The organism is Paraglaciecola hydrolytica (genome assembly GCF_001565895.1).
GTDB lineage: Bacteria > Pseudomonadota > Gammaproteobacteria > Enterobacterales > Alteromonadaceae > Paraglaciecola > Paraglaciecola hydrolytica.
Genome location: NZ_LSNE01000003.1, coordinates 823380 through 847058, shown reverse-complemented (window position 1 = coordinate 847058; position 23679 = coordinate 823380). Strand labels below are relative to the sequence as shown.

Here is a 23679-nt window from a genome sequence, read left to right as displayed (position 1 = left end):
GTACACTCAGCGAGAATTTAAAAGCACATAATCAAGGCGCTTGAATGAAGTAATAGTGGCGCTCTTTCGAGTTCGAGCAACGCTGAGTATGTGCTTTTAAAACTCGCCCAAAGGGAACACCCCAGCGGATATGGCACTGCGTTCTCGCTATTTGAAAGGGTAAGGCCATTCCTGCATAGCGACGCCTTGTTCCTTAACCGCTGGACGCGTTCTAAGTGCCTATTTATTTAATGGAATTGGTATTAGACATCAACGTTTTTTGGCTTTCGCAAAAGCATCCGCAAAAGCGTTACCCATCAAAGGGTTAGATTGATTATTCTGCTGTGAAAACTCTTTTTTAGGTGATTTTTGGGCTTGAAAATCTTTTTTAGCCGGTGCTTTGCTTTGATCTTTAGTTGTGGAAGGCTGACTTGGAGTATCGTTCATACGCATAGTAAACGACACACGTTTGCGCGCCACATCAATTTCCATCACTTTGACTTTAACGATATCTCCGGCTTTTACCACTTCACGGGGGTCAGCGATAAATTTGTCAGTCATAGCACTAATATGTACCAAACCATCTTGATGCACACCTACATCAACAAAAGCGCCAAAATTAGCCACATTGCTCACTACACCTTCTAGGATCATGCCGGGCTTTAGATCACTTAGGGAGTGCACATTTTCATTGAAGTTAGCGGTTTTAAACTCAGGGCGAGGATCGCGCCCGGGTTTAGTCAGCTCATTGATAATGTCGGTCACTGTGGGTAAACCAAACTGAGTAGTCACAAAGTCTTGTGGTTTAAGGGCTTTCAGTAATTCGGTATTACCGACTATGTCATTCACGGCAACGGCCGTTTGTTTAACTATAGTTTGTACTACAGGATAGGCCTCGGGATGCACAGCAGAGGCATCAAGCGGATCAAGGCCATTCATAATACGTAAAAACCCGGCGGCTTGTTCATAAGCCTTAGGCCCCAAACGTTCCACTTCGAGTAGGTTTTTACGGCTTTTAAAAGCTCCGTTTTTATCACGGAATTGCACGATGTTATTCGCCAAAGTACGGTTCAAACCAGATACATGACTCAGTAAAGCAATAGATGCTGTATTTACATCAACCCCAACTGCGTTTACACAATCTTCAATAACTGCGCTGAGTGATTTACCCAGATTACTTTGGCTAACGTCATGTTGGTATTGGCCTACACCAATGGCTTTAGGTTCAATTTTAACCAACTCTGCCAGAGGGTCTTGCAATCGACGCGCGATAGAAACTGCACCACGCAAAGATACATCCATGCCCGGCAATTCGTTCGAAGCTAATTCTGAGGCGGAATAAACCGAAGCGCCGGCTTCACTGACCATGATCTTACTTACACCCAACTCGGGATTAGCTTTAATCATTTCGGTCACGAGTTTATCGGTTTCTCTTGAGCCTGTACCATTGCCGATACTGATCAACTTCACTTTGTGCTGCTGGCATAATACAGCCAAGGTCCGCATGGATTTATCCCACTGGTTTTGTGGCACATGAGGGAAAATCGTGGTGGTGGTAACGGCTTTACCTGTGGCATCGACTATCGCCACTTTTACACCGGTTCTTAAACCAGGATCGAGTCCCATAGTCACTTTAGCACCCGCAGGCGCAGCCATTAATAAGTCATTTAAGTTTTTAGCAAACACACTAATAGCATCTTGTTCGGCTTTTTCACGCAAGGTGCTAAACAATTCGTTTTCCATGTGTAACATGATTTTCACGCGCCAAGTCCACTGCACTACGCCAGAAAACCACTTGTCACTGGCCTGGCCATTAAACTTTAAGTTCAGGTGGTCAGCGATAATTTGCTCACAGTAAGAGCTTTTTTGTAATTCATCTTTTTGCGGATCCGCATCAAGACTAACTTGTAATATACCTTCGTTACGTCCACGAAACATCGCTAGAGCGCGATGAGAAGGGGTATTAAGCAGTAGTTCAGTATGGGAAAAATAATCACTGAACTTAACACCTTCACTTTCTTTTCCTGTCACTATCTGGCTTTTAATAAAAGCATTTTTAGACAAATACTGACGGATTTTTTGCAGCAAACTAGCGTCTTCAGCAAAACGCTCCATAAGAATATATTTGGCGCCTTCTAACGCTGCTTTAGTATCTGCCACGCCTTTATCAACGCTGACATAAGCCTGAGCACAAATTTCTGGATCGAGGGACCGTTCATTAAACAAAGCATCTGCCAATGGCTCTAAGCCTGCTTCGATAGCAATTTGGCCTTTGGTACGACGTTTGGGTTTATAGGGCAGATATATGTCTTCGAGTTCGGTTTTGTTGTCGGCCTGCTGCAAACTTTTTAGCAAAATATCCGTCATTTTATCTTGTTCACGTATCGATTTGATAATCACCGCGCGGCGGTCTTCAAGATCCCGTAAATACGTTAAACGCTGCTCTAAAGTACGTAATTGGCTATCATCTAAGCCATCTGTGGCCTCTTTACGATAACGGGCGATAAAAGGAACCGTTGCACCTTCATCCAATAGATTTACCGCAGATTTAACCTGATTGACTTTGACTTGCAGTTCCTGCGCGATTTTCTCAATTATCATGTGACTACCTTAATTTTGTCCAACCTCCTATATAGGGATGAGAACAACAAATTACCAGCAATACGCCAAGAAAAATGGCAGAATTTACACTGACTTTTTAACTATTGTGTTTTGACATGCAGCCAGCAACTAAAAAAACCAATTATATCACCCGGGATGGTTGGGAAAAGCTTGAACGAGAGCTTAGATTTTTATGGAAGGATGAGCGCCCTAAAGTCACTCAAGCAGTTTCAGAGGCAGCGGCTATGGGTGATAGATCAGAGAACGCTGAGTACATTTACGGTAAAAGGCGCTTGCGAGAGATAGACAGGCGAGTGCGCTTTTTAACTAAAAGAATGGACGAACTCAAAGTTGTTTATCCTTCTGTACAACAAGAGGGCAAAGTATTTTTTGGCGCTTGGGTGGAATTGGATGATGATCTAGGCAATCTACTAACTTATCAATTAGTTGGGCCAGACGAATTTGAGTTACGTGAAAATAAGATCAGCATTGATTCTCCTATGGCTCGAGCATTAATTGGCAAACAGGTAGACGACGAAATTTCGGTTTCTACACCAAGTGGAATTAAAAGCTATTTTATTAGTGCTATTTATTACAAGAAATAACGCTTTACCTGCGCGCATAAAATTCAAATTAGACTAAGCTTAAAACTAATCAAGGTTCTCTTCGTTAGTAGTTGAAAGTACTTTGACTAGGTCAACGTTTTGAAATATTGCCGTCAAAACGTGCTACATGTGGCTAAAATTTCTCAAGAGATTAAATCGCATATAACTGGCAATTTTGTTCAACTCTTTACTAGAGGTAAATTTTTATATCGTTTAGTAAATCTATAAAACAGTTTGCATTGACCACCCAGTTAAATCTGGGCTAATCGGCCCTTTTGAAGGGTAACAGCGATGAAGGAATAAGGTTCAGCATGGAAAGTAGCTGGTTCTGTTTGTTATGAAAAGTTATGAAAGATTTTGAAAATGTTCATGAAAAAGCCGAACACAGTGTTCGGCTTTTTTATTCTTTTTTGTTCACCTTTACAGGTGACTGCGACTAATTAGCTGCAACAATTTCCAACAATTCCACTTCAAATATAAGTGTTGAATTACTGGTAATTAAACCGGTAGCACGTTCACCGTATGCCAATTCTGATGGGATAAAGAACTTAAATTTAGAGCCTACATTCATCAGTTGTACACCTTCTGTCCAGCCAGAAATAACACGACTTAGTGGGAATACCGCTGGTTCATTACGTTTATACGAAGAATCAAACTCGGTACCATCCAACAAGGTTCCACGGTAGTGAACTTTAACGGTATTTTCAGCTACTGGTTTTTCGCCTTCGCCTTGAGTCAGTACTTCATACTGTAAACCAGACTCAGTTACCATTACGCCTTCACGTTTGGCATTTTCTGCCAAGAAAGCTTGGCCTGCAGCAATGTTTGCCGCGGCAGCTTCTGCCGCCATAGCTGCTTGCTGTTCTCTTACTTTTGCTTCGATAGCTTGGGTAATGGTTTGCATTTCTTGCATATCCATTTGTAACTGGCCTTGAATGGCAGCGATAAAACCTTTAGCAACAATGGTTTTATCATATTCAACACCTAGTTTTTCCTGAACCAGTATTTTACTTTCGATAAACTGACCTACACTGGCACCCATCGCATAAGCTTGTTTTTGTTCGTCAGTTTCAAGATTTAACACTTCAACTTTTAATATATCAACAGGCTCTGCAACCGGCTGACAAGCACTTAAACCCAAAGCTGAACCTATTAAGATAGCGATTAACGCCTTTTTCATTATAATTCTCCAAAAATGTGCAAGCTTGAGATGAATCAAGCAAACTATGCCATGCGATTAAAACGCCTAGTCTAAACGTAGCCACAACAAAGAGAAACCTATTGATGTCTAATCTTTGGAAAATCCCTTGTTATTTTGTATTAATTTGTATGTTGTTAACAGCATGTGGAGAATTAACCAATACGGCCGAACAGACTTTTCATCACGCAGATGAAGGGATTGATGCTGCAAACATCTCACCCGATGGCACTTTGGCGGTGATATCGAATTTATCCAATGGCATTAGCGTGTGGGATTTGGCCAAAAATGAAAAACGCTATATCTGGAACCACCAAGGTGAAGGCAATAACTTGGTAGTGAATATTCATATAGCCTTTGATAATAGTTATGCGGTGACGTCTGACCAAGATGCTTTTGCCTTATGGAACTTAGCAAATGGCGAGCCCGAAGGATTTTGGCGCATTGATGAATCGAATATTCGTGATATAGCCGTTGCCAACCAAGGCAATGGCATCCTAGTTGGCCGCAGTAACGGCAAAGTTATGTTTTTCGAACCCCGTACTGGCAGACGCCTTGAGTTTTTGGGTCATACAGAAAAAACTAATAGTGTTGATTTGTCTCCAAATGGTTTTTATGCCTTAAGCGGTGGTAACGATTATGTTGCGTATTTATGGGATACTCGTACAGGGCAAGTTGTCTATAAATTTGATCATCCAAGCCGTGTGACTAAAGTTGCCTTGGATGATGAAGGGCGTTTTGCCTTTACGGCTGACAGTAAACGTGACGCAAGGATCTGGGATTTATCTACAGGCAGGGAAGTCAGTAATTTACGTTATTTCGAGCGCCAGAAAATATTCAGCACGGCAGTTTTTTCTAAAGATGGCAAGTATTTACTAACTGGCTCTCCAGCAAGAAGACTGAATTTGTGGGATGTGCAAAGTGGCGACGAAATTAAAAGCTGGCGAGTGACCCCCAGAGCAGGCAGCCAACCTCAAACCGCCGTTGTTTTTGCCGTAGGGTTTTTAGCAGACAACAAAGTTATATCAGAAAGCAGTAGCGGCTTAGCCGAAATTTGGCCCATTCAGAGTAATTAATATGCAACACATCATCGACGATATTGAACAATTACAAATGAAAGTGGCTTTTCAAGAAGACACTATTGAAAGCCTCAATAAGGCTTTAATTGAGCAGCAAAAACAACTAGAAGATTTACAGTTTGCTTTTAAACGCATACTAAATAAGTTGCAGGCTATCGAACCAAGTAATATGGCGGGAGAACATGAAGAAACCCCACCTCCTCATTATTAGAAAACTGAGCTGTTTTTAGCGCTAACCATCTTCCTTATTACGCTGCATAGGTCTTGTTGTATTTATGATTTTTCAGTCTTTTATCTTTGCAGTTGAAGTGACGCTGCCTATCAGCATTATCATTATTTTGGGGGTAGTGCTAAAACGCATTGGCTGGATCAACGATGAGTTTGCCAATATAGGTGCACGTTTGGTGTTTAACCTCACTTTACCAGCACTCCTGTTTGTCAATATCGCGACCACAGATCTGAGCAGTCATTTCCCTGGCTTGTTAATCGCAGTAGCTGGCAGTGTTATGGTTTTGTCTTTTTTGGCGATGCACTGGCTAGCAGCTTATATACCCACACAATTATCTCGTGGCGCTTTTGTGCAAGGTACTTGTCGTGGCAATATGGCCATTGTTGGTTTGGCTCTAGCCGCCAATGCTTTTGGTAATGACGTATTACCTATCGCTGCCATGTATCTGGCTGCTCTGGTTGTGCCAGTTAATATTTTTTCGATTTTAACTTTGTATTACCACCAGGCCGAATCGCCTTCTGCCAAAGCTGTGGCTAAAAGTGTGCTGACTAACCCTTTAGCTATTGCCATTTTTGTAGCTTTAATCATTGCACTACTGTCAATAAAAGTGCCTGCCGTCATTTTAGATACGGGGCAATATCTGGCTCGCATGACCTTACCCCTAGCGTTACTTTGTGTTGGTGCATCCATCCGCTGGCACGAGTTTAGAGCGTCACGCCTGTTGTATGTAGCAATTGCAGGTAAAATCGCGATCTTGCCTTTGGTGGCCACTGTCATTGGTTATTACTGCGGTTTACGGGGACAAGAACTTGGCGTCTTATATGTGATGAGTGCTGCGCCTACGGCAGCAGCTGCTTACCCCATGGTACGCAGCATTGGTGGTGATTATCATCTAACTGCGGCGATTATTGCCGGCAGTACATTATTTTCGATGTTTACGTCAGCGATTGGTTTGTTTTTGTTGCGCTATTTAGGTTGGGTGTAAGGCGTAAACAGTGATTATTCGGGTTTAAAAACCCCAATTACGCCATTACCACCATGACTGGCGGCACTTACTTTTTTATCTACTTGTGACTCGTGATAATCACAGTGGATACATTCAATTTTTTCAACGTTGTTTTCGAAATACAACATGATGGAATCCATGGCTTTGCACTTAGGGCACACAGCGCCTGCAACAAAGCGTTTTTTTATTTTGTTAGACATGATTAATAAGGTCAATTTGGCTCTTCATCTTGGTATCATACCTAATATTGAATTTGAGTGTTATGAGCAATAGGTAAACATGATCCAATTTTCCGACCTTTCTTTGATGCGCGGCAGCAAGATGTTGCTGCAAGATGTAAACGCGACTGTGTATCCAGGTCATAAAGCGGGTTTGATAGGTGCCAATGGTTGTGGTAAATCCAGTTTATTTGCACTGATCCGAGGTGAATTACATCCCGAGCAAGGTGATTTTGTCATTCCTAAAGATTGGCAAATTGTGTGGGTCGCCCAAGAAACCCCGGCGGTAGAGCGCTCTGCTTTAGATTATGTGATGGATGGCGACCTTCGGTTTCGGGCTTTACAAACTCGCCTAACGGCTGCCGAAGAAAAACATGATGGTGAGCAAATAGCGGTTATTCATGGTTTGCTCGAACAAGCTGGCGCTTATGATATTGAATCTCGTGCGGCAACAATATTGGCCGGTTTAGGTTTTGCTAATGATGTAATGCAAAATTCAGTTAATGCATTTTCGGGCGGCTGGCGCATGCGTCTTAACCTCGCTCAAGCCTTACTATGTTACTCGGATTTACTGCTCCTGGATGAGCCAACCAACCACTTAGATTTAGATGCGGTTATTTGGTTAGAAAAATGGTTACAGCGTTATACCGGCACCTTGTTGCTGATTTCCCATGATAAGTCTTTCCTCGATAGCACGGTTAACGAGATCATCAGTGTTGAGCAGCAAAAATTAGTCAGTTATAGCGGTAATTACGATTCTTATGAAACCCAGCGCGCTGAACGCTTGCGTTTACAAAGTTTGCAGTATGCAAAGCAACAAGATCAAATAGCGCATTTAGAGTCTTTTATTAATCGTTTTGGCGCCAAGGCCAGTAAAGCCAAACAAGCCCAAAGCCGCGTAAAACAACTGGCCAGAATGGAAACCCTACTGCCAGTAATGGCCGACTCTCATTTTACTTTTCGCTTTTTAGCTCCACCTAAATTGCCTAATCCTTTGGTTAAGATGGAGCAGGTTAAAGTCGGTTATGGTGAAAAAGTCATCCTCGAAAAATTACAACTTAATCTAGTGCCCGGTAGTCGCATAGGTTTATTGGGTAAAAACGGTGCGGGTAAGTCAACTTTAATCAAGTTGTTGGCCGGTGAAAACCAAGCGCTACAAGGCAATTATGAAACCTCGGCAGGTTTACGTATCGGCTATTTTGCTCAGCATCAATTAGAGTTTTTACGGGCCGATGATTCACCCTTAGTGCATATTCAACGTTTAGATCCCAAAGCGACCGAACAGAGTTTGCGAGACTTTCTGGGCGGTTTTGGCTTTCGTGGTGACGATGCCATGGCGAAAGTGGCACCCATGTCGGGTGGTGAAAAAGCCCGTTTGGTTTTAGCCTTAACCGTTTATCAAAAACCAAATTTGTTATTACTCGATGAGCCGACCAACCACTTAGATTTGGATATGCGTCACGCCCTTAATATCGCCTTGCAGGGTTTTGAAGGCGCTATGGTTTTGGTGTCCCATGATCGATTTTTATTATCCTCGGTGTGTGACGATTTTTACTTAGTTGACAGTGGTCAAGTTCAGCCTTTTGATGGTGATTTAGATGACTATAAAAACTGGATCTTAAAACCAGAACAAAACGCTAATCACACTGGCGAGACGGTGCTTAAGCCTGAGCGAAAAAACGTTAAACGTCTTGAGGCTGAGTTCAGACAATCGACCCAAGGTTTGCGAAAATCAGTGACTCAGTATGAAAAACGCATGGCTGACTTACATGGCAAATTGGAAAAGTTCGAAGCTGAATTAAGTCATAGTGAAATTTACAGCGCTGAAAATAAAAAACAGCTTAAAGACATTATTACTGAGCAAGCAAAAGTCAAAGGCGAACTGGAAGAAGTCGAGTTGCAATGGCTTGATAGCCAAGAGCAACTTGAAACCATGCAGGCCGAGTTTGACCAAGCACTCATTAGCTAAAGTATTGTTTAATAATATGCCAACAGAGTTGTTACAGCACAAAGGGAAGGTCGTTGTTAGTGACTTTATTGCGCCATGGTGGGCGCGCAATCGTCATGTGCAAACCATCTTTCCACGTTTTTTTCAGAAGCGTGCGGCCTTGAGCTATCGACGCGAAGATTTCAGCCTACCAGACGGTGATAAGGTCAACTTAGTATGGGTAGGTGAGCCGCTCGCAGCCAACGCTTTAGTGGTGATGTTTCATGGCCTCGAAGGCTCAATTGACTCTCATTATTGCCACAACACCGCTGCGTATTTACAGCGCCAAGGATTTGCTGTGGTAGTGATGCATTTTCGCGGTTGTGGTGGTAAGCCCAACTTATTAGCTCGAGCATATCATTCGGGTGAAACCGGCGATGCGTGGACTTTATTAAACTACTTGCAACAGCAATACCCAGATTTACCTAAACTTGCCATCGGTTTTTCACTGGGGGCTAATATGTTGCTTAAGTTGCTGGGTGAAAGACCTGAACAAAGGATTATTCAGGGAGCTATGGCTGTCTCTGCACCTTTGTTGTTAAACGAATGTGCAGACAGTATTAACCATGGTTTTGCGCGGCGATATCAAAAATATTTACTTAAAAGCATGTTAAAAAATCTTAGTTTAAAAATGCAAAGTATTGATTATCGCGGCCTGATTAACATCACCGAAGAGCAAATTCCTAGCATCAAAACTTTTCGAGATTTTGACCAAAATATCACGGCACCTTTGCATGGTTTTAAGGATGCTAATGACTACTATCAACGTTGTAGTGCCTTACCCTTTCTACACAAGATCAAAACGCCAACTCTGATAATTCACGCTAAAGACGATCCCTTTATGAATGAAAATGTGCTGCCTAAAGCCGAGCAACTTTCTGCCTTTGTGCGAGTAGAAGTTAGCGAACAAGGTGGTCATTGTGGATTTATGCAAGGTACACCTTGGTCTCCAGAAATATGGCTACAGCCACGTAGTGCCCGCTTTTTTCAATCCATCTTAGCGTCAAACAATACCGTAAAAAATGAGAAATTATGATCGTTCCAATCAATGAAATAGCCCACGAAACCTTAGTCAATTTGATCGAAGGTTTTGTATTACAAGAAGGTACAGAGTACGGTGAACAGGATGTGAATTTGCAGGATAAGGTGCTGCAGGTCCTCACCCAACTTAAGTCGGGCGAGGCTTTTGTGGTGTACTCAGAACTGCATGAAACGGTCAATATTGTGCCTAAAAATCAGCTTAAGCACAGTGAAGCTGAGGACTAGTGTTTATTCAAAACTAAGTTGAATGACACAGGCACGGTTAAACCAATACTGCTTAAACCTGCTAATTTTTGCAGTACTTCAACACCTTCTTTTAAACCAACGTCAGCGGCGCCAATAAGCACAGGTTGGGCACTGGTCACCACATACTGTTCTTCAATCGTTTTGTTGATCACTAAATCCAGACTCAAGGCTTTGTCTATACCCATTAAACTCAAGGTCGCGGGTAACTGGATACGTAAACTTTGGCCTTTATCCATGGCTAAGACCTTAGCTGGCAAGGTGGCTGATACATGAGCTTTAGGGAAAGAATCCACCTTAAAAAGCTGTTCTTGCATGCGGGTATTGCGAATTTCGATACCGGTTTCTACTGAGCCCAAATTAATATCTAAGGAAAATTTACCGTCTTTTTCCATCGCGCCTTCAATGTTTTTGAAATGATGTATTTCGCTAACATTGAGGTTTTTTGTAGAGATAAAAAAAACACTGGATTGATCGTTATCAACAACAAAATGCGCAAAGACACTAGTGCTTAAAAAACTTAAGGTAAGTAATCCGCTCGCTAAACTTTTTTTCAGGGTTTTCATGGCTGGTTTCCAAGTTGATATTTAACAATTGATGGCCAATCAACATTTTGATCGCCCATCACAATAAAATCGGGATTGGTTACAACTTTACGTTGGTTGTAACTTAAGGGTTCGAAGTCATGGGCTAAAATAGAACCTCCCGCTTCGGCAACAATACATTGTGACGCGCCGGTATCCCATTCACCCGTCACGCCAATACGTAAAAATACGTCGGCTTTTCCTTCGGCAATAAAACAGGCTTTTAATGAGCAACTGCCTAAAGGCAAAGTCTGATAAATACGGTGTTTACTCATGCTATTCATGACTTTTTCACGCGCTTGGCGACGGCTGATCGCAATCATGACCACACCTTGCTCTACGTCATCAAAAGCCCGCACATGGATTTGTTTGTTTTCAGCCGGACTTTCTTTAAAGGCACCATAACCTGTTGATGCAGAGTACAACGTATCACCAGGTGGCCAATAAATGACGCCGATAATCGGTACATTATCTTCGACCAAGGCGATGTTGACCGCAAAGTCGCCGCTACGGGCAACAAATTCTTGAGTACCATCAATGGGATCGATTAACCAATAGCGTTTCCAGTTTTTGCGGGTGGCTAACTTGGCGTTGTCGGTTTCTTCCGACATGATAGGAATATCAGGTGTTTCTTGTTGCAAAATAGCCAAAATAATTTCATTGGCTTTATAGTCTGCATTGGTTACCGGAGAATCATCTTCTTTATGATAGGTGGTAATATTACCGCTATCATAAATCTCCATAATAGCCGCGCCCGCCACTTTTGCCGCGCGTTTGGCGATTTCGAGTAAAGCCGGAATATCGTAATGGGCCATTAGCCTTCCTTTATCCATTTAAGGGTAAGAAACAAAGCGGCAATACACCTTGCTTCAACAAAATCTTCTCTGGCCAGAAGTGTATCTATATCGTTAATTGACCAAGGGATCACTTCCATCGGCTCGGGCTCATCACCAACTAAACTTTCGGCGTAAAGTTTTTTAGCGATGAAAATTTCCATTTTTGCGTCAAAAAATGCCGGAGCCATGCTTACGGTATGCAAAGCGATCAACTCTTGCGCACCATAACCTACTTCTTCTTTTAGTTCACGGTTGGCTGCAACCATGGCAGACTCGCCAGGGTCTATCAAGCCTTTAGGAAATCCAAGTTGATAAGAATGAGTGCCAGCCGCGTATTCTCTGACTAACAAAAACTCATGCTCGTTGATAAAAGGGACTATCATTACTGCACCGCGACCACTGCCCGCCATGCGTTCAAATTGGCGTTTTTCACCATTTGAAAACTCAAGTTCCAGTTGTTCGATTTTAAACAAACCGCTTTGCGCAATCACTTTACGTTGATGAATTTGTGGTAGGGCTTTTTTATTGTCTATTTTGCTCATAGTTAATTCACGTTACTATTGGTTTTAGTCATCAAATTCAGTGTTGTCGTTTGGTCAACATAATGAGTTATCGCTTTTGCACCCACTGTTTAAACAAGAGTCATACCCTTTGTCAAATATTGATTGGAAACAAATTGAAACTGTCCTGCTTGATATGGATGGTACACTGCTAGACCTACACTTTGACAACCATTTCTGGTTGGAGCACTTACCACACAAATTAGCTACGCTTCAAGGTATCTCAGTTGCGGCAGCAAAAGACTTTATGTTGGCTGAATATCATAAGGTTGCAGGCACTATACACTGGTATTGTTTAGACTATTGGAGCGAAAAACTTAAGATCGATATTGTCTTGGCAAAAAGAGAAATCGAACATTTGATCAGTATTCGTCCTGACGCTATCGCTTTTATTGATGCCCTCAAATATTCTGGTAGAGAAGTGATTTTATTGACCAACGCCCACCCAGATAGCTTGTCGCTAAAAGTCGGACATACCCACTTAGATAGCCATATCGATAAATTAATTTCGACTCACCAGTTTGGTGTCACTAAAGAATCACAATTATTGTGGCAAAAATTACAAGCAGACATTCATTTTAACTGCCAGCACACGCTATTTGTAGACGACAGCCTCAGCATACTGCAGGCCGCCCAAGACTTTGGTATTAAACACTTACTTGCTGTGAGTAATCCAGATAGCCAACGGCCACACATCGATACTAAAGATTATGCAGCGGTCTCTGACTATGGATTGCTGCTAACTGACATACTGCAAAATCCGCCGAGGCTTTAAACACGATCAGCAAAGACGATCACGACCTGCGCGTTTGGCTTTAAACAATTGCATATCCGCCTGATTGATCAATTCCATGGGGCTGATATTTTGCAAAGGATCAAATTTGGGAGACATGGCTGCCACCCCAACACTGACAGTGACTCTGTCAGAGCCTGCTCGAGAAGGTGCAGGAATTTTTAGCTGGCGGATATTTTTGAGCAGTGCCTTGGCAACCTTTTTAGCACCGTCTAGTGTGGTATAAGGCAATAACAAAACAAACTCTTCACCACCATAACGGGCAGCAAAATCCTCTTCACGGTATTTGCTTTTAGCAATAGTCGACGCCACCAATTTCAAACATTCATCACCTTGGATATGGCCAAATTCATCGTTGTAAAACTTAAAATGATCGATATCTATCATTAACAAACCGATAGAATGCCCTGCTCTAATCGCTGCATGCCAGACACGGTTTAAGGTGGTATCTAGTTGCATACGATTGGCCAAGCCCGTTAAACCGTCAGTACTGGAAACATGTTCCAGCATTTTTTGGTGTTCAACTAAGCCCATGTGATTACGTACACGTGAAAGCAGTATTGGTGGCAGCGTTGCGCGGCTGATGTAATCAATCGCTCCCGCCTCAAGGCACATTTGCTCTTCATCGGCAGTGGCATTGTCAGCCAGCAAAATAATGGGGATATGTCGGGTTATTGGATTGTTTTTTACTAAGGCACAAAGTTCGGAGCCAGATATCAATGGGCTGTTAACGGCACAAAGTATTAAGTCAATATCCATATCAAAAGCGCTATTTGCTGCGTGTTTGCCATCCTGCGCTACTTCAATGTTATATTCGTGACTAAACATGCGACGCAAAGTTGCTATTTGTTGTTTATCAGCATCGACCAACAATAAAGTAGAACGGGGCAATGTATAGCCTGTTGTCATAACATCCCTGATTTAAAACCTTAACCATACCGACATCTTATATTAGTAAACTGCGTTTAATCGACCTGTTTTTTACTTTTTCGCTCAATTATTAAACAGCGTCTTGTTTTGGTCGTATTATAATGAAGGCCGTTTTGTGCAGATATATGCTGGCAACATTGCTATGCTGGCTTAAATGACTCATGATGCGCAGCTCGCTGTATCCCGTGTTTTGTCGAGGAATTCTGTTTGAAAACTTTTGTTTGTCAATGTGGCAATAAACTACATTTTGCCAACAGCCAATGTGTAGTTTGTGGTTTATTATTGGGCTTTTTACCCGATGATGTGCAACTAAGTGCTTTCACTCGTAATCGTTTTGACAATTTGCAAGCTTCCAGTAACGGCCGGATATATCGTCAATGTAAAAACTACACTGATTACAATGTCTGTAACTGGATGATCCCCTTTGATGAAACTCATGACTATTGTCAGGCCTGTCAGCTTAATGAAGTCATTCCCAATCTAGATATTGAACACAACAAACGGCTTTGGTATCGCTTAGAACAAGCCAAACGTCGTTTACTATATACCTTGTATAAACTCAAACTGCCTGTAGTGAATCGTCGCGACGAACCTCTTACTGGGCTGGGTTTTGAGTTTTTAGAGGATCAAGTCAAAGATGAATTTGGCAATGAGTTAACGGTTAAAAATTACGTTAATACTGGTCACCACGCAGGCATCATTACCATCAATGTGAATGAAGCCCAGCACAGTTCTCGCCTACAAATACGTGAAAGCCTAAATGAAAATTACCGCACTTTAATTGGGCATTTTCGTCACGAGTCTGGTCATTATTATTGGGATAGGTTCATTAAAAACAGTTCTCAACTTGAGCCTTTTCGTGCTTTATTTGGTGATGAACGTATAGACTATTCACAGGCCATGCAAGATTATTATGCTAATGGACCAAAACAAAACTGGCAGAATGTATGGGTAACAGCCTACGCCAGTATGCATCCGTGGGAAGATTGGGCTGAAACCTGGGCCCATTATCTGCACATGGTGGATACTCTTGAAACGGCCAGTGATTTTGATTTTAGTGTATCGGGTAACAAGGTAGCCAACCCCTTGGTTGCCAGTGGTCAGCACGACCAAGTGTACACTGCCACCAGCTTTACTCATTTGTTTAATGACTGGTGTAGACTAACCGCGGTATTAAATGGCTTAAATAGAAGTATGGGCTTAGATGATGCCTATCCTTTTGTCATCCCTATCAGCGCGCTAGATAAATTACGTTTTGTACATCAAGTGGTATTACAGAATGACGATGTTTATCAGCAACGTCATAGCTAATTAACCTGCCCATAGTCCAGGTTAATTTAGCTATTTTGCCGATGGTTTTTCCCAATCAAAGCGCGGCAATTTATTAAACGCGCGCTTTAAACCTTCATTCCAATGCTTCTGTACCGATTTATACATCACACTGTTGTTACTCAGTGAAGTACGGTAAGGAGCTTCGATCACGTTGTTGCTATGAATGGCCAATTCTATCGGAGGACCCACCGATATATTACTTCTGATGGTTGAATCTAAAGAGACGATGGCACAACGTGCGGCGTCCTCTAATGAGGTATTAGCACTGACAATGCGGTCTAGTATGGGTTTACCGTATTTATTTTCGCCAATTTGCAAATAAGGCGTTTCTGTAGACGCGGTAATGTAGTTACCCTGAGGGTAAATCAAAAAGATCTCACAGGGTTGACCGGCAATTTGTCCACCTAGGATAAAACTCGATTCAGAACTAGCCTTGGATTTCTCCATGGCTTCAGCATGTTGCTTTTGTTCTTTTTGACTCAGTTGGCCGATGTACTTGGCTACTTCATGTAAATATTTACCCTTACATAAATTAAACTCTGCATCAGGATCATTAAGATCGGTCTTAATCGCATTAATCACTGCTTGAGATGTAGCTAAGCTGCCAGAGGTTAATAATACTAAACTGCGATTTTGTGGAAAGACAAAAGTGGTCATTTTACTGTAGGTCGCCACATAATCGACCCCAGCATTAGTGCGCGAATCAGAAGCAAACACTAAACCTTTATTTACGCTAATTGCTAAACAGTATGTCAACGCTACTCTCTCACTGCACTATAGTTGGGCTTATTCATTTAAGGGGAACGAAAGAATGACCCAAAATTGATCATCTAGAGACAGCATTTTGTCTCTGCTCCACTAGAATTACAAATAATATTTTTGGCATGAAAGCAGCTTTAAAACAATTCTGTTGTCCGTATACTAGATGTTCAAATAACCAGCAAGGGGTTCCAATGGCTATTCGATGGGGAAATTATAAAGTAGCAAATCTGCATGACGAGCTACTGCGAGCTAGTGGTAAACCAAGAGCCTATGCAGATGATTTGTGTAGCTATTTGCGAGACTTATCTGACGCAGAGATTATTGAATATAAAGCCGCTGCAGATTCCGCCATTCATGTCATGGGTATCACGTTTCGGGTCTACAATGACGAAGAAGGTTCGATAGATCGTGCTTGGCCCTTTGATATTATTCCTAGGCTCATTGATAAAAAAGAATGGGTAGATATTGAAATTGGTTTAAAACAACGTGTTAAAGCCTTAAACATGTTTATTGATGATTTATACAATGCCCAAAACATCATCAAAGATGGCATTTTTCCCGCCGACCTATTGGATAAATCCAAAAACTTCCTCCTTGAATGCAAAGGTTTTAGCCCGCCATTAGGGGTGTGGGCGCACATCTGTGGCTCTGACTTAGTGCGTGATAATCAAGGCGTGGTTTATGTACTGGAAGACAACCTCAGAGTACCTTCTGGGGTATCTTATATGCTGGAAAACCGTCAGGTGATGAAACGAGTTTTCCCAGAAATGTTTGAAAAACTCAACATACTGCCAGTAGATGATTATCCTTCTGACCTTTACGACATGTTGGCAGCCATGTCACCTAGAGACATTGCCGAACCAGAAATCGTGGTACTCACTCCCGGCATTTATAACTCAGCCTACTTTGAACATGCTTATTTAGCCCAGCAAATGGGCGCAGAGTTAGTTGAAGGTAACGATTTAGTGGTCGGCGATGATGATTGTGTTTATATGCGTACCATCAATGGCCTCTCGCGGGTTGATGTGGTTTATCGGCGCATAGATGATTGGTTTCTTGATCCAGAAGTATTTAATCCAGAATCAACTCTAGGCGTACCAGGCATCATGCGGGCTTGGAAGGCGGGCAATGTTGCTCTTGCCAATGCACCAGGTTCAGGAGTTGCTGATGATAAAGTGGTGTATGCCTTTGTGCCTGACATTATTAAATATTATCTAAATGAAGAGCCCATTTTACCCAACGTGCCGACTTATAAATGTGTAAATGAAAAAGAACGTGAGTATGTATTAGAAAACATTGCTTCTATGGTGGTCAAACCGGCCAATGAGTCTGGCGGTTACGGCATGTTAATTGGCCCACACTCTAATGCCAAAGAACATGAAAAATTCCGTAAATTAATCCAAGAAGACCCACGCAATTATGTGGCGCAACCGATGTTAATACTGTCTACAGCACCGACTATGGTAGATACCAAAGTAGAACCTCGTCATTTGGATTTACGTCCTTTTATCCTCAGTGGTAAAGACGTCAAAGTGACCACAGGAGGCTTAACCAGAGTCGCGATGATAAGAGGCTCCACGGTTGTGAATTCTTCACAAGGTGGTGGCAGTAAAGATACCTGGATCGTTGATATGGAGGGATCTTAATTATGTTATCAAGAGTCGCCAATAACCTATGTTGGATGGGAAGATATTTGGAGCGTGCTGAAAATACCGCACGTTTGATTAATGTTAATTCTAATTTATTGTTAGATTTACCGAGAAGTATCTCCTTGGGATGGGAGCCCATAGTCGATATTTTGTCGTACCGAGAACTGTTTTATTCCACTCATAAAGAGGCCGTTGAACGTAATGTGATTAACTTTATGGTTGCCGATCAAAAAAACCATGGCTCAATCATTAGCTCTTTAAGCGCAGCGCGCGAGAACGCTCGCACAGTTCGCGAGATTATTCCAAGAGAGTCGTGGGAACGAATCAATGAGCTCTATTCCTATGCTAAAGAAAACTGTCAAAAAGCCCAGGCTAGACGCTCACGTTACGGTTTTTTGAGTGAAATAATTCAGTCAAATCAAACTATTACCGGCATATTAGCGGGAACTATGACCCATGATGAGGGTTATGAATTCTTGCGTATTGGGCGTAATTTAGAAAGAGCCGACATGACCACTCGCATCATTGATGTGCGTTCAGCCTCATTATTGCAAGATACTGAAACCTCACAGTCGGCCTTTGAAAACATTCAGTGGATGAGTGTGCTCAAGTCACTGACTGCGTATCAAATGTATCGACGTGAAGTGCGTTTACGTATCCGTCGTCCAGACGTCCTAAAATTTTTATTATTAGAAGATAGATTCCCTCGTTCCTTATTACATGCATTGCGACAAGTCGAACATTGTTTAAAAACCTTACCAAATCATGAAGAAATTATCATGCAAATCCGGGTAGTTGAAACTCAACTATTGGATGCCAATCCACAGAGCTTAATTCAGGAAAAACTGCATGAGTTTATTGATGATATGCAACTTGGTTTAAATACCATTTTTGACAAAATCAATCAGACCTATTTTTTCCATACTTAATACCGTCATGGTGACTTTCATACTGGAAAACGATGCCACATAAAATAGAGTTAGCTGTTACGCCTTTTGGCACTGAACTTGGCACCGCCCCCGGCGGTGTCATTTCATATTCCAGTGATTATGATTCCGCCGATCCCAATATTTATCCCAATCGAAGTGCTTATCGCAGTTACTATGATGGCATTTATATGGGGTATAAATGGCAATGTGTGGAATTTGCCCGTCGTTGGTTGTACATCAACCAAGGTTATATCTTTAATGATGTATCTATGGCCTATGAGATTTTTAATTTGCGCTCGGTACGCGAGGTTGCCACCAATGAACTTTTACCCTTGCAAGCTTATAAAAATGGCGCCCAGCGTCACCCAGAAGTAGGCAGTTTACTCATTTGGGAAGAAGGTGGAGAGTTTGTTAATACCGGCCATGTGGCGATTATTACCCAAGTTAGCGATGACTACGTGCGTATTGTTGAGCAAAATATGGATTTTGTCGTCTGGCCAGAGGGGCGAGATTACTCCCGTGAGATTAAAGTCAAAATAGGCCGTGAAAACGATTTTTGGATCGAATGTTCGTTTAGTGATGCAACCATACTAGGCTGGATGATCCAAACCGATGATACAAGTCATGGCGAAATTTTAGAGCCAGAACAGCAAGAGTTATTTAACTTAAAACCTGCCACTGCACATTCGTCGCCACAAGCCTTAAAACCGTGGTTAAATATTGCCAATGATGATGAAGCTGCCTATGTGGATATGATGCAAGGCCATTGGCTTACCTCAGTTGCAGAAGACCATTTAAATTATTACTTGTTATCACAAACGGCTCAGGAAGCCCTGGAGTCTGCCACCGATGAGTTACACGGTTTATTTATGCATGCCACTGAATATGTGTTGCAGCATGACGAGTTAGTCGAGTCTTTTGGTTTGCCTGCATCCATTTTACCGCGTATCCGCCAGTCTTGGGATAACCGCCTCAATCAATTGATCACCAGCCGTTTTGATTTTTCGATGTCAGATAAGGGGCTGAAAGTTTACGAGTACAACTGTGACTCCGCCTCTTGTTATATGGAAACCGGCAAGGTGCAGGGTAAGTGGGCTAAACATTTAGGCCTAAAACATGGTGAAGATGCGGGCTCTACGCTATTTGCAGAGCTCGTTAAAGCGTGGCGCGAAAGTGAAGTAGAAGGTTTGGTTCATGTATTACAAGATACCGATCCGGAAGAGGACTACCATGCCCTATTTATGTTGTCTGCCATAGAAGCGGCAGGTCATAAGTGTGAGCGAGTTGTCGGTTTAAGCTCACTCAGTTGGAATGAACAAGGCGACATCGTCGATGTTAATGGCAACAAGGTTAAGTGGGTATGGAAAACCTGGGCATGGGAAACCGCCCTAGATCAACTGCGTACAGAGCAAGATGCACAACAAACCATCAGCGATAAAATTCGCCCCCCCGGAAGTGTGCCAAATTTAAGTGATGTATTACTCAGAAAAGAAATCATGGTGTTTGAACCACTCTGGACCCTTATACCAAGTAACAAGGCTATATTGCCAATTCTTTGGTCACTATTTCCAAACCATCCTTTATTATTGAACACCAGCTTTGAACTTAGTCCAGAGTTAGAAGCAAGTGGCTACGTGGTTAAACCCATAGTGGGTCGCTGTGGGGCTAACATTCAACTTATTGATAAAAACAACAAGGTGTTAGCTGACAAAGGAGGTGCTTTTGCTGATCGGACACAAATATATCAACAGCTTTTTGCCCTACCTAAAGTAGGCAAATATTATGTGCAAGTGTGCACTTTTACCGCCGCAGGTAATTATGCCGGTAGTGGTGTAAGAGTCGATAGCTCGATGATTATTGGCAAAGACAGTGATTGTATGGCGTTAAGAATTGACGATGATTTATCATTTTTAGATACGTAAGGAATTGCAGTGGGTAGTAGCACAGAGACTTTAGGCAAATTGACAAATCAATCACACGACTTACCAGAGTCTTTTATTGAGTTATTACGCACCTTGATACGTAGCCCAAGTGTAACGGGAGCAGAGCATTCTTTTTTTCGGGTACTGCAACGGGAATTGGAAGAGCGTGGCGCCAAGGTCACATGGTACGAAGGTCTGCTGGTGGCGCAAGGCAACAAACCCGATTCACGCATGTTTTCAGCCCATATCGACCGCCATGGTTTGGTTTGCACAGGTCCAAACGAGTTTCAATATGCCGCTTTTGTAGCAGGGGCACGTTCTGATTTATTAGGTAACTCGGTAAGTGAGTCACTGATGCAAAAAATCGTCAATCGCTTTGATGCTGAAGGAGTATATGCCTTTGAGCCCTGGTCGGGAGCCTATCGCGGTTGTGGCAAAATTAAAGGAGCCTATATCTGTGAGTTTCGGAATAACTTAATCTTTCAAGTCGAAGGCTTAGAGCACTTAGTTGCCGGCACCCCAGTAGCCTTTACCGATAAACTCACCATTACTGATCAAGCCTTGGTTGGCCAGTTGGATAACGTATTAACAACTGCAGCCTTAGTACATTTGTTTGAGGGTGGATTTCAGGGTACAGCGTTTTTTACCGCCCAAGAAGAAGCAGGGAAAAGCTGGCGCTATTTGCTTGAATGGTTCAGACGTTTTGGCGGCTCAACCAATAAATTGATTGTGGTAGATACCAGTCCGTATCCAGACTTACCCACTGCTAAACAACAGCAGTTAGTATTGCGTAATAAAGATGCCAACGCTGATTTTAATCCCCAGCTCAATCAGACCTTGGTTGAAATCTGCCAACGTTTGGGTATCACTTACCAATTTAAAGACGAATACGTTGCTGCTCAACATCTTATTCAAGAGCAAAAAGGTGAGCCATTGTCTTCTTTTGGTTCAACGGAAATGGGGCGAATTATCGCGGCTTCGAACGGCTTGGTAGACGGTACAACCTTGCAGATACCATCAAGTGGTTATCACACTATGTCTGAGTCAGCGCCACTGGAATCTGTGCAGGCATTTTTAGCCCTGATGCAAGAATTAGCTCATAGTTAGCGGCATAATATATACCCAAACAACCTGAAGATGCAGGATTCAGGTTGTTTGAGTAAATATGCTCAAAGCTCTCATGGCTCAATTAAATTTTTTATTGATTAATAAGGGTTTTCTGGCTTTTTAAGCTAATGTTTTTTACTTATTAGATGATAAAACCAATATATCTATTTTTGTTTAACTTGAAGTGTTGAGGCGAAATATGAACATCAGAACAAAAATGCTCATCTCACTGTGCGTGACCATCGGCTTTACTTTATTAGCCATATTGTCCGAAATGGTTGCAGTCAGTAAAAATAATCAACAAGTTGAAGCCGCACGTATACGCTATTTATCCTTTAACCTTGCTGACGAATTTCGCCATGCTTCGATGGATTTAACCCGTTTAGCTCGTACTTATGTCGCCACGGGCAACAAAAAATATTTTGATGATTATTTTACAATTGTAGACTGGCAGGGTGGTAAAACTCCGCGCCCTTCAAGCGTTAATGCTGAGCTTTATCCGGATCAGAGAAAATCGCAAACAGACATCATGCTGGCATTAGAGTTTTCCTCCAAAGAGCTGGAACTGATGGCGCAAGCCGCCAAATATTCAAGCGAGCTAGTCAATACTGAAACGCAAGCGATGGAATCGATTCGGCAAAACAAGTTGGTGAATGGGCCTTTTGAGCCTAAACAAGGTGAAAATGTTAACGAGTTTGCTCTGCGTATTTTGTTTGATGATAACTACCATGACGAAGTGACTAAAATACTGGCACCAGTTAATCAGTTTTTTCAAGCTCTGGATAAACGTACTGCTGAGCAACTCGAAGAAGCTCGCAGCGCTGCGAGCTTTTGGCTTAATACCGCCTCTACCTTACAAATTTTATGTGGTTTAGTGATTGTTGGACTTACGTGGTTTATGTTGCAGTATCTTTTCAGCCCCTTACGCAACGTAGTTGATACCTTTATGGCCGTCGATATGGGCAATGGAGATATCAATCTGGCCTTACGTTTAGATGAAGATGGCCAACCTGAGATGTCTGCACTAGCTCAAAATTTTAATTTAATGACTAAAAGCATCAAAAACTTGCTGGAAAAATTTAATAAATCTATCAAGGATCTTAACTCTTCTTCATCGACACTCCATAGTATTGCAAGCACGACCAATGCCTCGGTAGACAAACAACAAGATAGCCTGGATCAAATCGCCACTGCTGTGCACCAAATGGTCGCTACCGTGCAAGATGTGACACGCAATGCGGCGGAAGCGTCAACCTCTGCCAGTCAATCTGATCAAGAAGCCAGTATGGGTTTGACTATTGTTGCCCAAGCTATTGCGAGCATGGAGCAATTAGCCCGTGAAATCAGTTCGGCCTCAGAGGCCATTGAGCATGTAGAAAAAGACAGTAATACTATTTCGACTATCTTGGACGTCATCAAAGCCATCGCCGAACAAACCAATTTATTGGCGTTAAACGCTGCAATTGAAGCGGCACGCGCAGGTGAACAAGGGCGAGGTTTTGCAGTCGTGGCCGATGAAGTACGTAACCTTGCTAAACGCACTCAAGACTCTACTGCCCAAATCCAAAGCATGATCAGCAGTTTGCAACTTAACTCCAAAAAAGCTGTGGATGCCATGAGCAGCAGCAGTAATCAATCGAGTATATGTGTAGAAAATACCGGTAAAGCGGGTGAATCTTTAAAAAATATTTCAAGCCGCATTGCTGCTATTTCCGATATGAATACTCAAATTGCAACCGCTACCGAAGAACAAGGTGTGGTAGTGGAAGAGATCAGTCGTAACATTCACGTCGTACTACAAGAAGTTCAGCAATCTTCTGCTGCCGCTAAAGAAACCGCCAGAAACAGTGACGGCATCAAACGTGTGGCAGAAGAGCTTGGTATGATGGCGAAAAAATTCAAACTTTCTTAAACTAACATTAGCAGAATGACGAGGCGGGGCTCACACGCCCCTACTCTGCTAAAAAATCATTTAAAGATTGCAGGTGAGACGTTAAGATAAATCAAACTTTTTGCCTGATCCTAGACATTGATACTCTCCACAGCCCAACAAATACTCAGCAAGATATTAACACCTTGCACTTATGAA

Annotated in this window: 22 protein-coding genes; 14 read left to right on the top strand and 8 right to left on the bottom strand. The window is 42.3% G+C overall.

The features are described 5' to 3' along the window. Positions 1-249: 249 nt before the first annotated feature. On the bottom strand, positions 250-2580 hold the full coding sequence (locus AX660_RS06215; protein WP_068374055.1) for a Tex family protein: 2331 nt from the start codon (positions 2578-2580) through the stop codon (positions 250-252). Positions 2581-2696: 116 nt separating this feature from the next. On the opposite strand from AX660_RS06215, the gene greB reads away from it, so the two are divergent. After that, positions 2697-3185: a transcription elongation factor GreB gene (gene greB / locus AX660_RS06210; protein ID WP_068374050.1), complete on the top strand. Its 489-nt coding sequence runs from the start codon at positions 2697-2699 to the stop codon at positions 3183-3185. Positions 3186-3621: 436 nt separating this feature from the next. On the opposite strand, the gene AX660_RS06205 is transcribed toward greB, so the two are convergent. After that, complete coding sequence (locus AX660_RS06205) at positions 3622-4365, bottom strand: FKBP-type peptidyl-prolyl cis-trans isomerase (protein WP_068374049.1); 744 nt, start codon at positions 4363-4365, stop codon at positions 3622-3624. A 104-nt stretch (positions 4366-4469) separates the two neighbouring features. On the opposite strand from AX660_RS06205, the gene AX660_RS06200 reads away from it, so the two are divergent. From AX660_RS06200 to AX660_RS06190, 3 genes are all read left to right on the top strand, one after another. Next, the gene (locus AX660_RS06200) at positions 4470-5459 is read left to right on the top strand and encodes a WD40 repeat domain-containing protein (protein ID WP_068374048.1); all 990 of its coding nucleotides are present in this window, start codon (positions 4470-4472) and stop codon (positions 5457-5459) included. Position 5460: 1 nt separating this feature from the next. Continuing rightward, a complete protein-coding gene (locus AX660_RS06195; RefSeq protein WP_068374047.1) occupies positions 5461-5673 on the top strand; it encodes a SlyX family protein in 213 nt (70 codons plus the stop codon). Positions 5674-5737: 64 nt separating this feature from the next. After that, complete coding sequence (locus AX660_RS06190) at positions 5738-6676, top strand: AEC family transporter (RefSeq protein WP_068374046.1); 939 nt, start codon at positions 5738-5740, stop codon at positions 6674-6676. A gap of 14 nt (positions 6677-6690) precedes the next feature. Here AX660_RS06190 and AX660_RS06185 read toward each other — a convergent pair whose 3' ends face one another. After that, positions 6691-6897: a YheV family putative zinc ribbon protein gene (locus tag AX660_RS06185; RefSeq protein ID WP_068374045.1), complete on the bottom strand. Its 207-nt coding sequence runs from the start codon at positions 6895-6897 to the stop codon at positions 6691-6693. A gap of 79 nt (positions 6898-6976) precedes the next feature. On the opposite strand from AX660_RS06185, the gene AX660_RS06180 reads away from it, so the two are divergent. The 3 genes from AX660_RS06180 to AX660_RS06170 are packed head-to-tail and all read left to right on the top strand — an operon-like array spanning position 6977 to position 10168. Next, positions 6977-8884 (top strand): ATP-binding cassette domain-containing protein, encoded by a 1908-nt coding sequence (locus AX660_RS06180; RefSeq protein WP_068374042.1) that lies wholly within the window; start codon positions 6977-6979, stop codon positions 8882-8884. 16 nt (positions 8885-8900) lie between these two features. Continuing rightward, positions 8901-9938 carry a hydrolase gene (locus AX660_RS06175; protein WP_068375274.1) on the top strand — a complete coding sequence of 346 codons (1038 nt, stop codon included), beginning with the start codon at positions 8901-8903 and terminating at the stop codon, positions 9936-9938. After that, a complete protein-coding gene (locus AX660_RS06170) occupies positions 9935-10168 on the top strand; it encodes a YheU family protein (RefSeq protein ID WP_068374041.1) in 234 nt (77 codons plus the stop codon). Before AX660_RS06175 ends, AX660_RS06170 begins: the two co-directional genes overlap by 4 nt. Here the strand turns inward: AX660_RS06170 and AX660_RS06165 are convergent. From AX660_RS06165 to nudE, 3 genes are read right to left on the bottom strand one after another with little or no spacing between them, the layout of a single operon-like run. Next, entirely contained in the window at positions 10165-10752 is a 588-nt protein-coding gene (locus AX660_RS06165; RefSeq protein WP_068374034.1) for a YceI family protein, read from the bottom strand. The genes AX660_RS06170 and AX660_RS06165 overlap by 4 nt on opposite strands. Continuing rightward, positions 10749-11585 carry a 3'(2'),5'-bisphosphate nucleotidase CysQ gene (gene cysQ, locus AX660_RS06160; protein ID WP_068374030.1) on the bottom strand — a complete coding sequence of 279 codons (837 nt, stop codon included), beginning with the start codon at positions 11583-11585 and terminating at the stop codon, positions 10749-10751. Before cysQ ends, AX660_RS06165 begins: the two co-directional genes overlap by 4 nt. Then, entirely contained in the window at positions 11585-12148 is a 564-nt protein-coding gene (gene nudE, locus AX660_RS06155) for an ADP compounds hydrolase NudE (protein WP_068374028.1), read from the bottom strand. Before nudE ends, cysQ begins: the two co-directional genes overlap by 1 nt. A gap of 109 nt (positions 12149-12257) precedes the next feature. Between nudE and yrfG the strand changes: the two genes are divergently transcribed. After that, positions 12258-12941, top strand: a complete 684-nt coding sequence (yrfG, locus tag AX660_RS06150; RefSeq protein WP_068375271.1) for a GMP/IMP nucleotidase — start codon at positions 12258-12260, stop codon at positions 12939-12941. A gap of 6 nt (positions 12942-12947) precedes the next feature. Here the strand turns inward: yrfG and AX660_RS06145 are convergent, their stop codons facing one another. Then, entirely contained in the window at positions 12948-13868 is a 921-nt protein-coding gene (locus AX660_RS06145) for a GGDEF domain-containing response regulator (RefSeq protein WP_068374026.1), read from the bottom strand. A gap of 228 nt (positions 13869-14096) precedes the next feature. Between AX660_RS06145 and AX660_RS06140 the strand changes: the two genes are divergently transcribed. Then, positions 14097-15200 carry a zinc-binding metallopeptidase family protein gene (locus AX660_RS06140; RefSeq protein WP_068374023.1) on the top strand — a complete coding sequence of 368 codons (1104 nt, stop codon included), beginning with the start codon at positions 14097-14099 and terminating at the stop codon, positions 15198-15200. 30 nt (positions 15201-15230) lie between these two features. Here AX660_RS06140 and AX660_RS06135 read toward each other — a convergent pair whose 3' ends face one another. Then, entirely contained in the window at positions 15231-15977 is a 747-nt protein-coding gene (locus AX660_RS06135; protein ID WP_068374020.1) for a peptidase, read from the bottom strand. A gap of 197 nt (positions 15978-16174) precedes the next feature. Here AX660_RS06135 and AX660_RS06130 point away from each other — a divergent pair, with 197 nt between their 5' ends. The 5 genes from AX660_RS06130 to AX660_RS06110 all read left to right on the top strand — a co-directional run bounded on the left by AX660_RS06130 (position 16175) and on the right by AX660_RS06110 (position 23502). After that, positions 16175-17629, top strand: a complete 1455-nt coding sequence (locus tag AX660_RS06130) for a circularly permuted type 2 ATP-grasp protein (protein WP_068374018.1) — start codon at positions 16175-16177, stop codon at positions 17627-17629. A 2-nt stretch (positions 17630-17631) separates the two neighbouring features. Then, entirely contained in the window at positions 17632-18561 is a 930-nt protein-coding gene (locus tag AX660_RS06125; RefSeq protein WP_068374017.1) for an alpha-E domain-containing protein, read from the top strand. A gap of 32 nt (positions 18562-18593) precedes the next feature. Beyond that, the gene (gene gss / locus AX660_RS06120) at positions 18594-20483 is read left to right on the top strand and encodes a bifunctional glutathionylspermidine amidase/synthase (protein ID WP_068374016.1); all 1890 of its coding nucleotides are present in this window, start codon (positions 18594-18596) and stop codon (positions 20481-20483) included. Positions 20484-20522: 39 nt separating this feature from the next. Then, positions 20523-21590, top strand: coding sequence for a peptidase M42 (locus tag AX660_RS06115; RefSeq protein WP_068375267.1), 1068 nt, complete (start codon positions 20523-20525; stop codon positions 21588-21590). 199 nt (positions 21591-21789) lie between these two features. After that, positions 21790-23502, top strand: coding sequence for a methyl-accepting chemotaxis protein (locus tag AX660_RS06110; protein ID WP_068374015.1), 1713 nt, complete (start codon positions 21790-21792; stop codon positions 23500-23502). Positions 23503-23679: the final 177 nt, after the last annotated feature.

Coding starts and splice junctions, on each gene's coding strand:
- AX660_RS06215 (WP_068374055.1), bottom strand. CDS start 2,580: ATGATAATTGAGAAAATCGCGCAGGAACTGCAAGTCAAAGTCAATCAG.
- greB (WP_068374050.1), top strand. CDS start 2,697: ATGCAGCCAGCAACTAAAAAAACCAATTATATCACCCGGGATGGTTGG.
- AX660_RS06205 (WP_068374049.1), bottom strand. CDS start 4,365: ATGAAAAAGGCGTTAATCGCTATCTTAATAGGTTCAGCTTTGGGTTTA.
- AX660_RS06200 (WP_068374048.1), top strand. CDS start 4,470: ATGTCTAATCTTTGGAAAATCCCTTGTTATTTTGTATTAATTTGTATG.
- AX660_RS06195 (WP_068374047.1), top strand. CDS start 5,461: ATGCAACACATCATCGACGATATTGAACAATTACAAATGAAAGTGGCT.
- AX660_RS06190 (WP_068374046.1), top strand. CDS start 5,738: ATGATTTTTCAGTCTTTTATCTTTGCAGTTGAAGTGACGCTGCCTATC.
- AX660_RS06185 (WP_068374045.1), bottom strand. CDS start 6,897: ATGTCTAACAAAATAAAAAAACGCTTTGTTGCAGGCGCTGTGTGCCCT.
- AX660_RS06180 (WP_068374042.1), top strand. CDS start 6,977: ATGATCCAATTTTCCGACCTTTCTTTGATGCGCGGCAGCAAGATGTTG.
- AX660_RS06175 (WP_068375274.1), top strand. CDS start 8,901: ATGCCAACAGAGTTGTTACAGCACAAAGGGAAGGTCGTTGTTAGTGAC.
- AX660_RS06170 (WP_068374041.1), top strand. CDS start 9,935: ATGATCGTTCCAATCAATGAAATAGCCCACGAAACCTTAGTCAATTTG.
- AX660_RS06165 (WP_068374034.1), bottom strand. CDS start 10,752: ATGAAAACCCTGAAAAAAAGTTTAGCGAGCGGATTACTTACCTTAAGT.
- cysQ (WP_068374030.1), bottom strand. CDS start 11,585: ATGGCCCATTACGATATTCCGGCTTTACTCGAAATCGCCAAACGCGCG.
- nudE (WP_068374028.1), bottom strand. CDS start 12,148: ATGAGCAAAATAGACAATAAAAAAGCCCTACCACAAATTCATCAACGT.
- AX660_RS06145 (WP_068374026.1), bottom strand. CDS start 13,868: ATGACAACAGGCTATACATTGCCCCGTTCTACTTTATTGTTGGTCGAT.
- AX660_RS06130 (WP_068374018.1), top strand. CDS start 16,175: ATGGCTATTCGATGGGGAAATTATAAAGTAGCAAATCTGCATGACGAG.
- AX660_RS06125 (WP_068374017.1), top strand. CDS start 17,632: ATGTTATCAAGAGTCGCCAATAACCTATGTTGGATGGGAAGATATTTG.
- gss (WP_068374016.1), top strand. CDS start 18,594: ATGCCACATAAAATAGAGTTAGCTGTTACGCCTTTTGGCACTGAACTT.
- AX660_RS06110 (WP_068374015.1), top strand. CDS start 21,790: ATGAACATCAGAACAAAAATGCTCATCTCACTGTGCGTGACCATCGGC.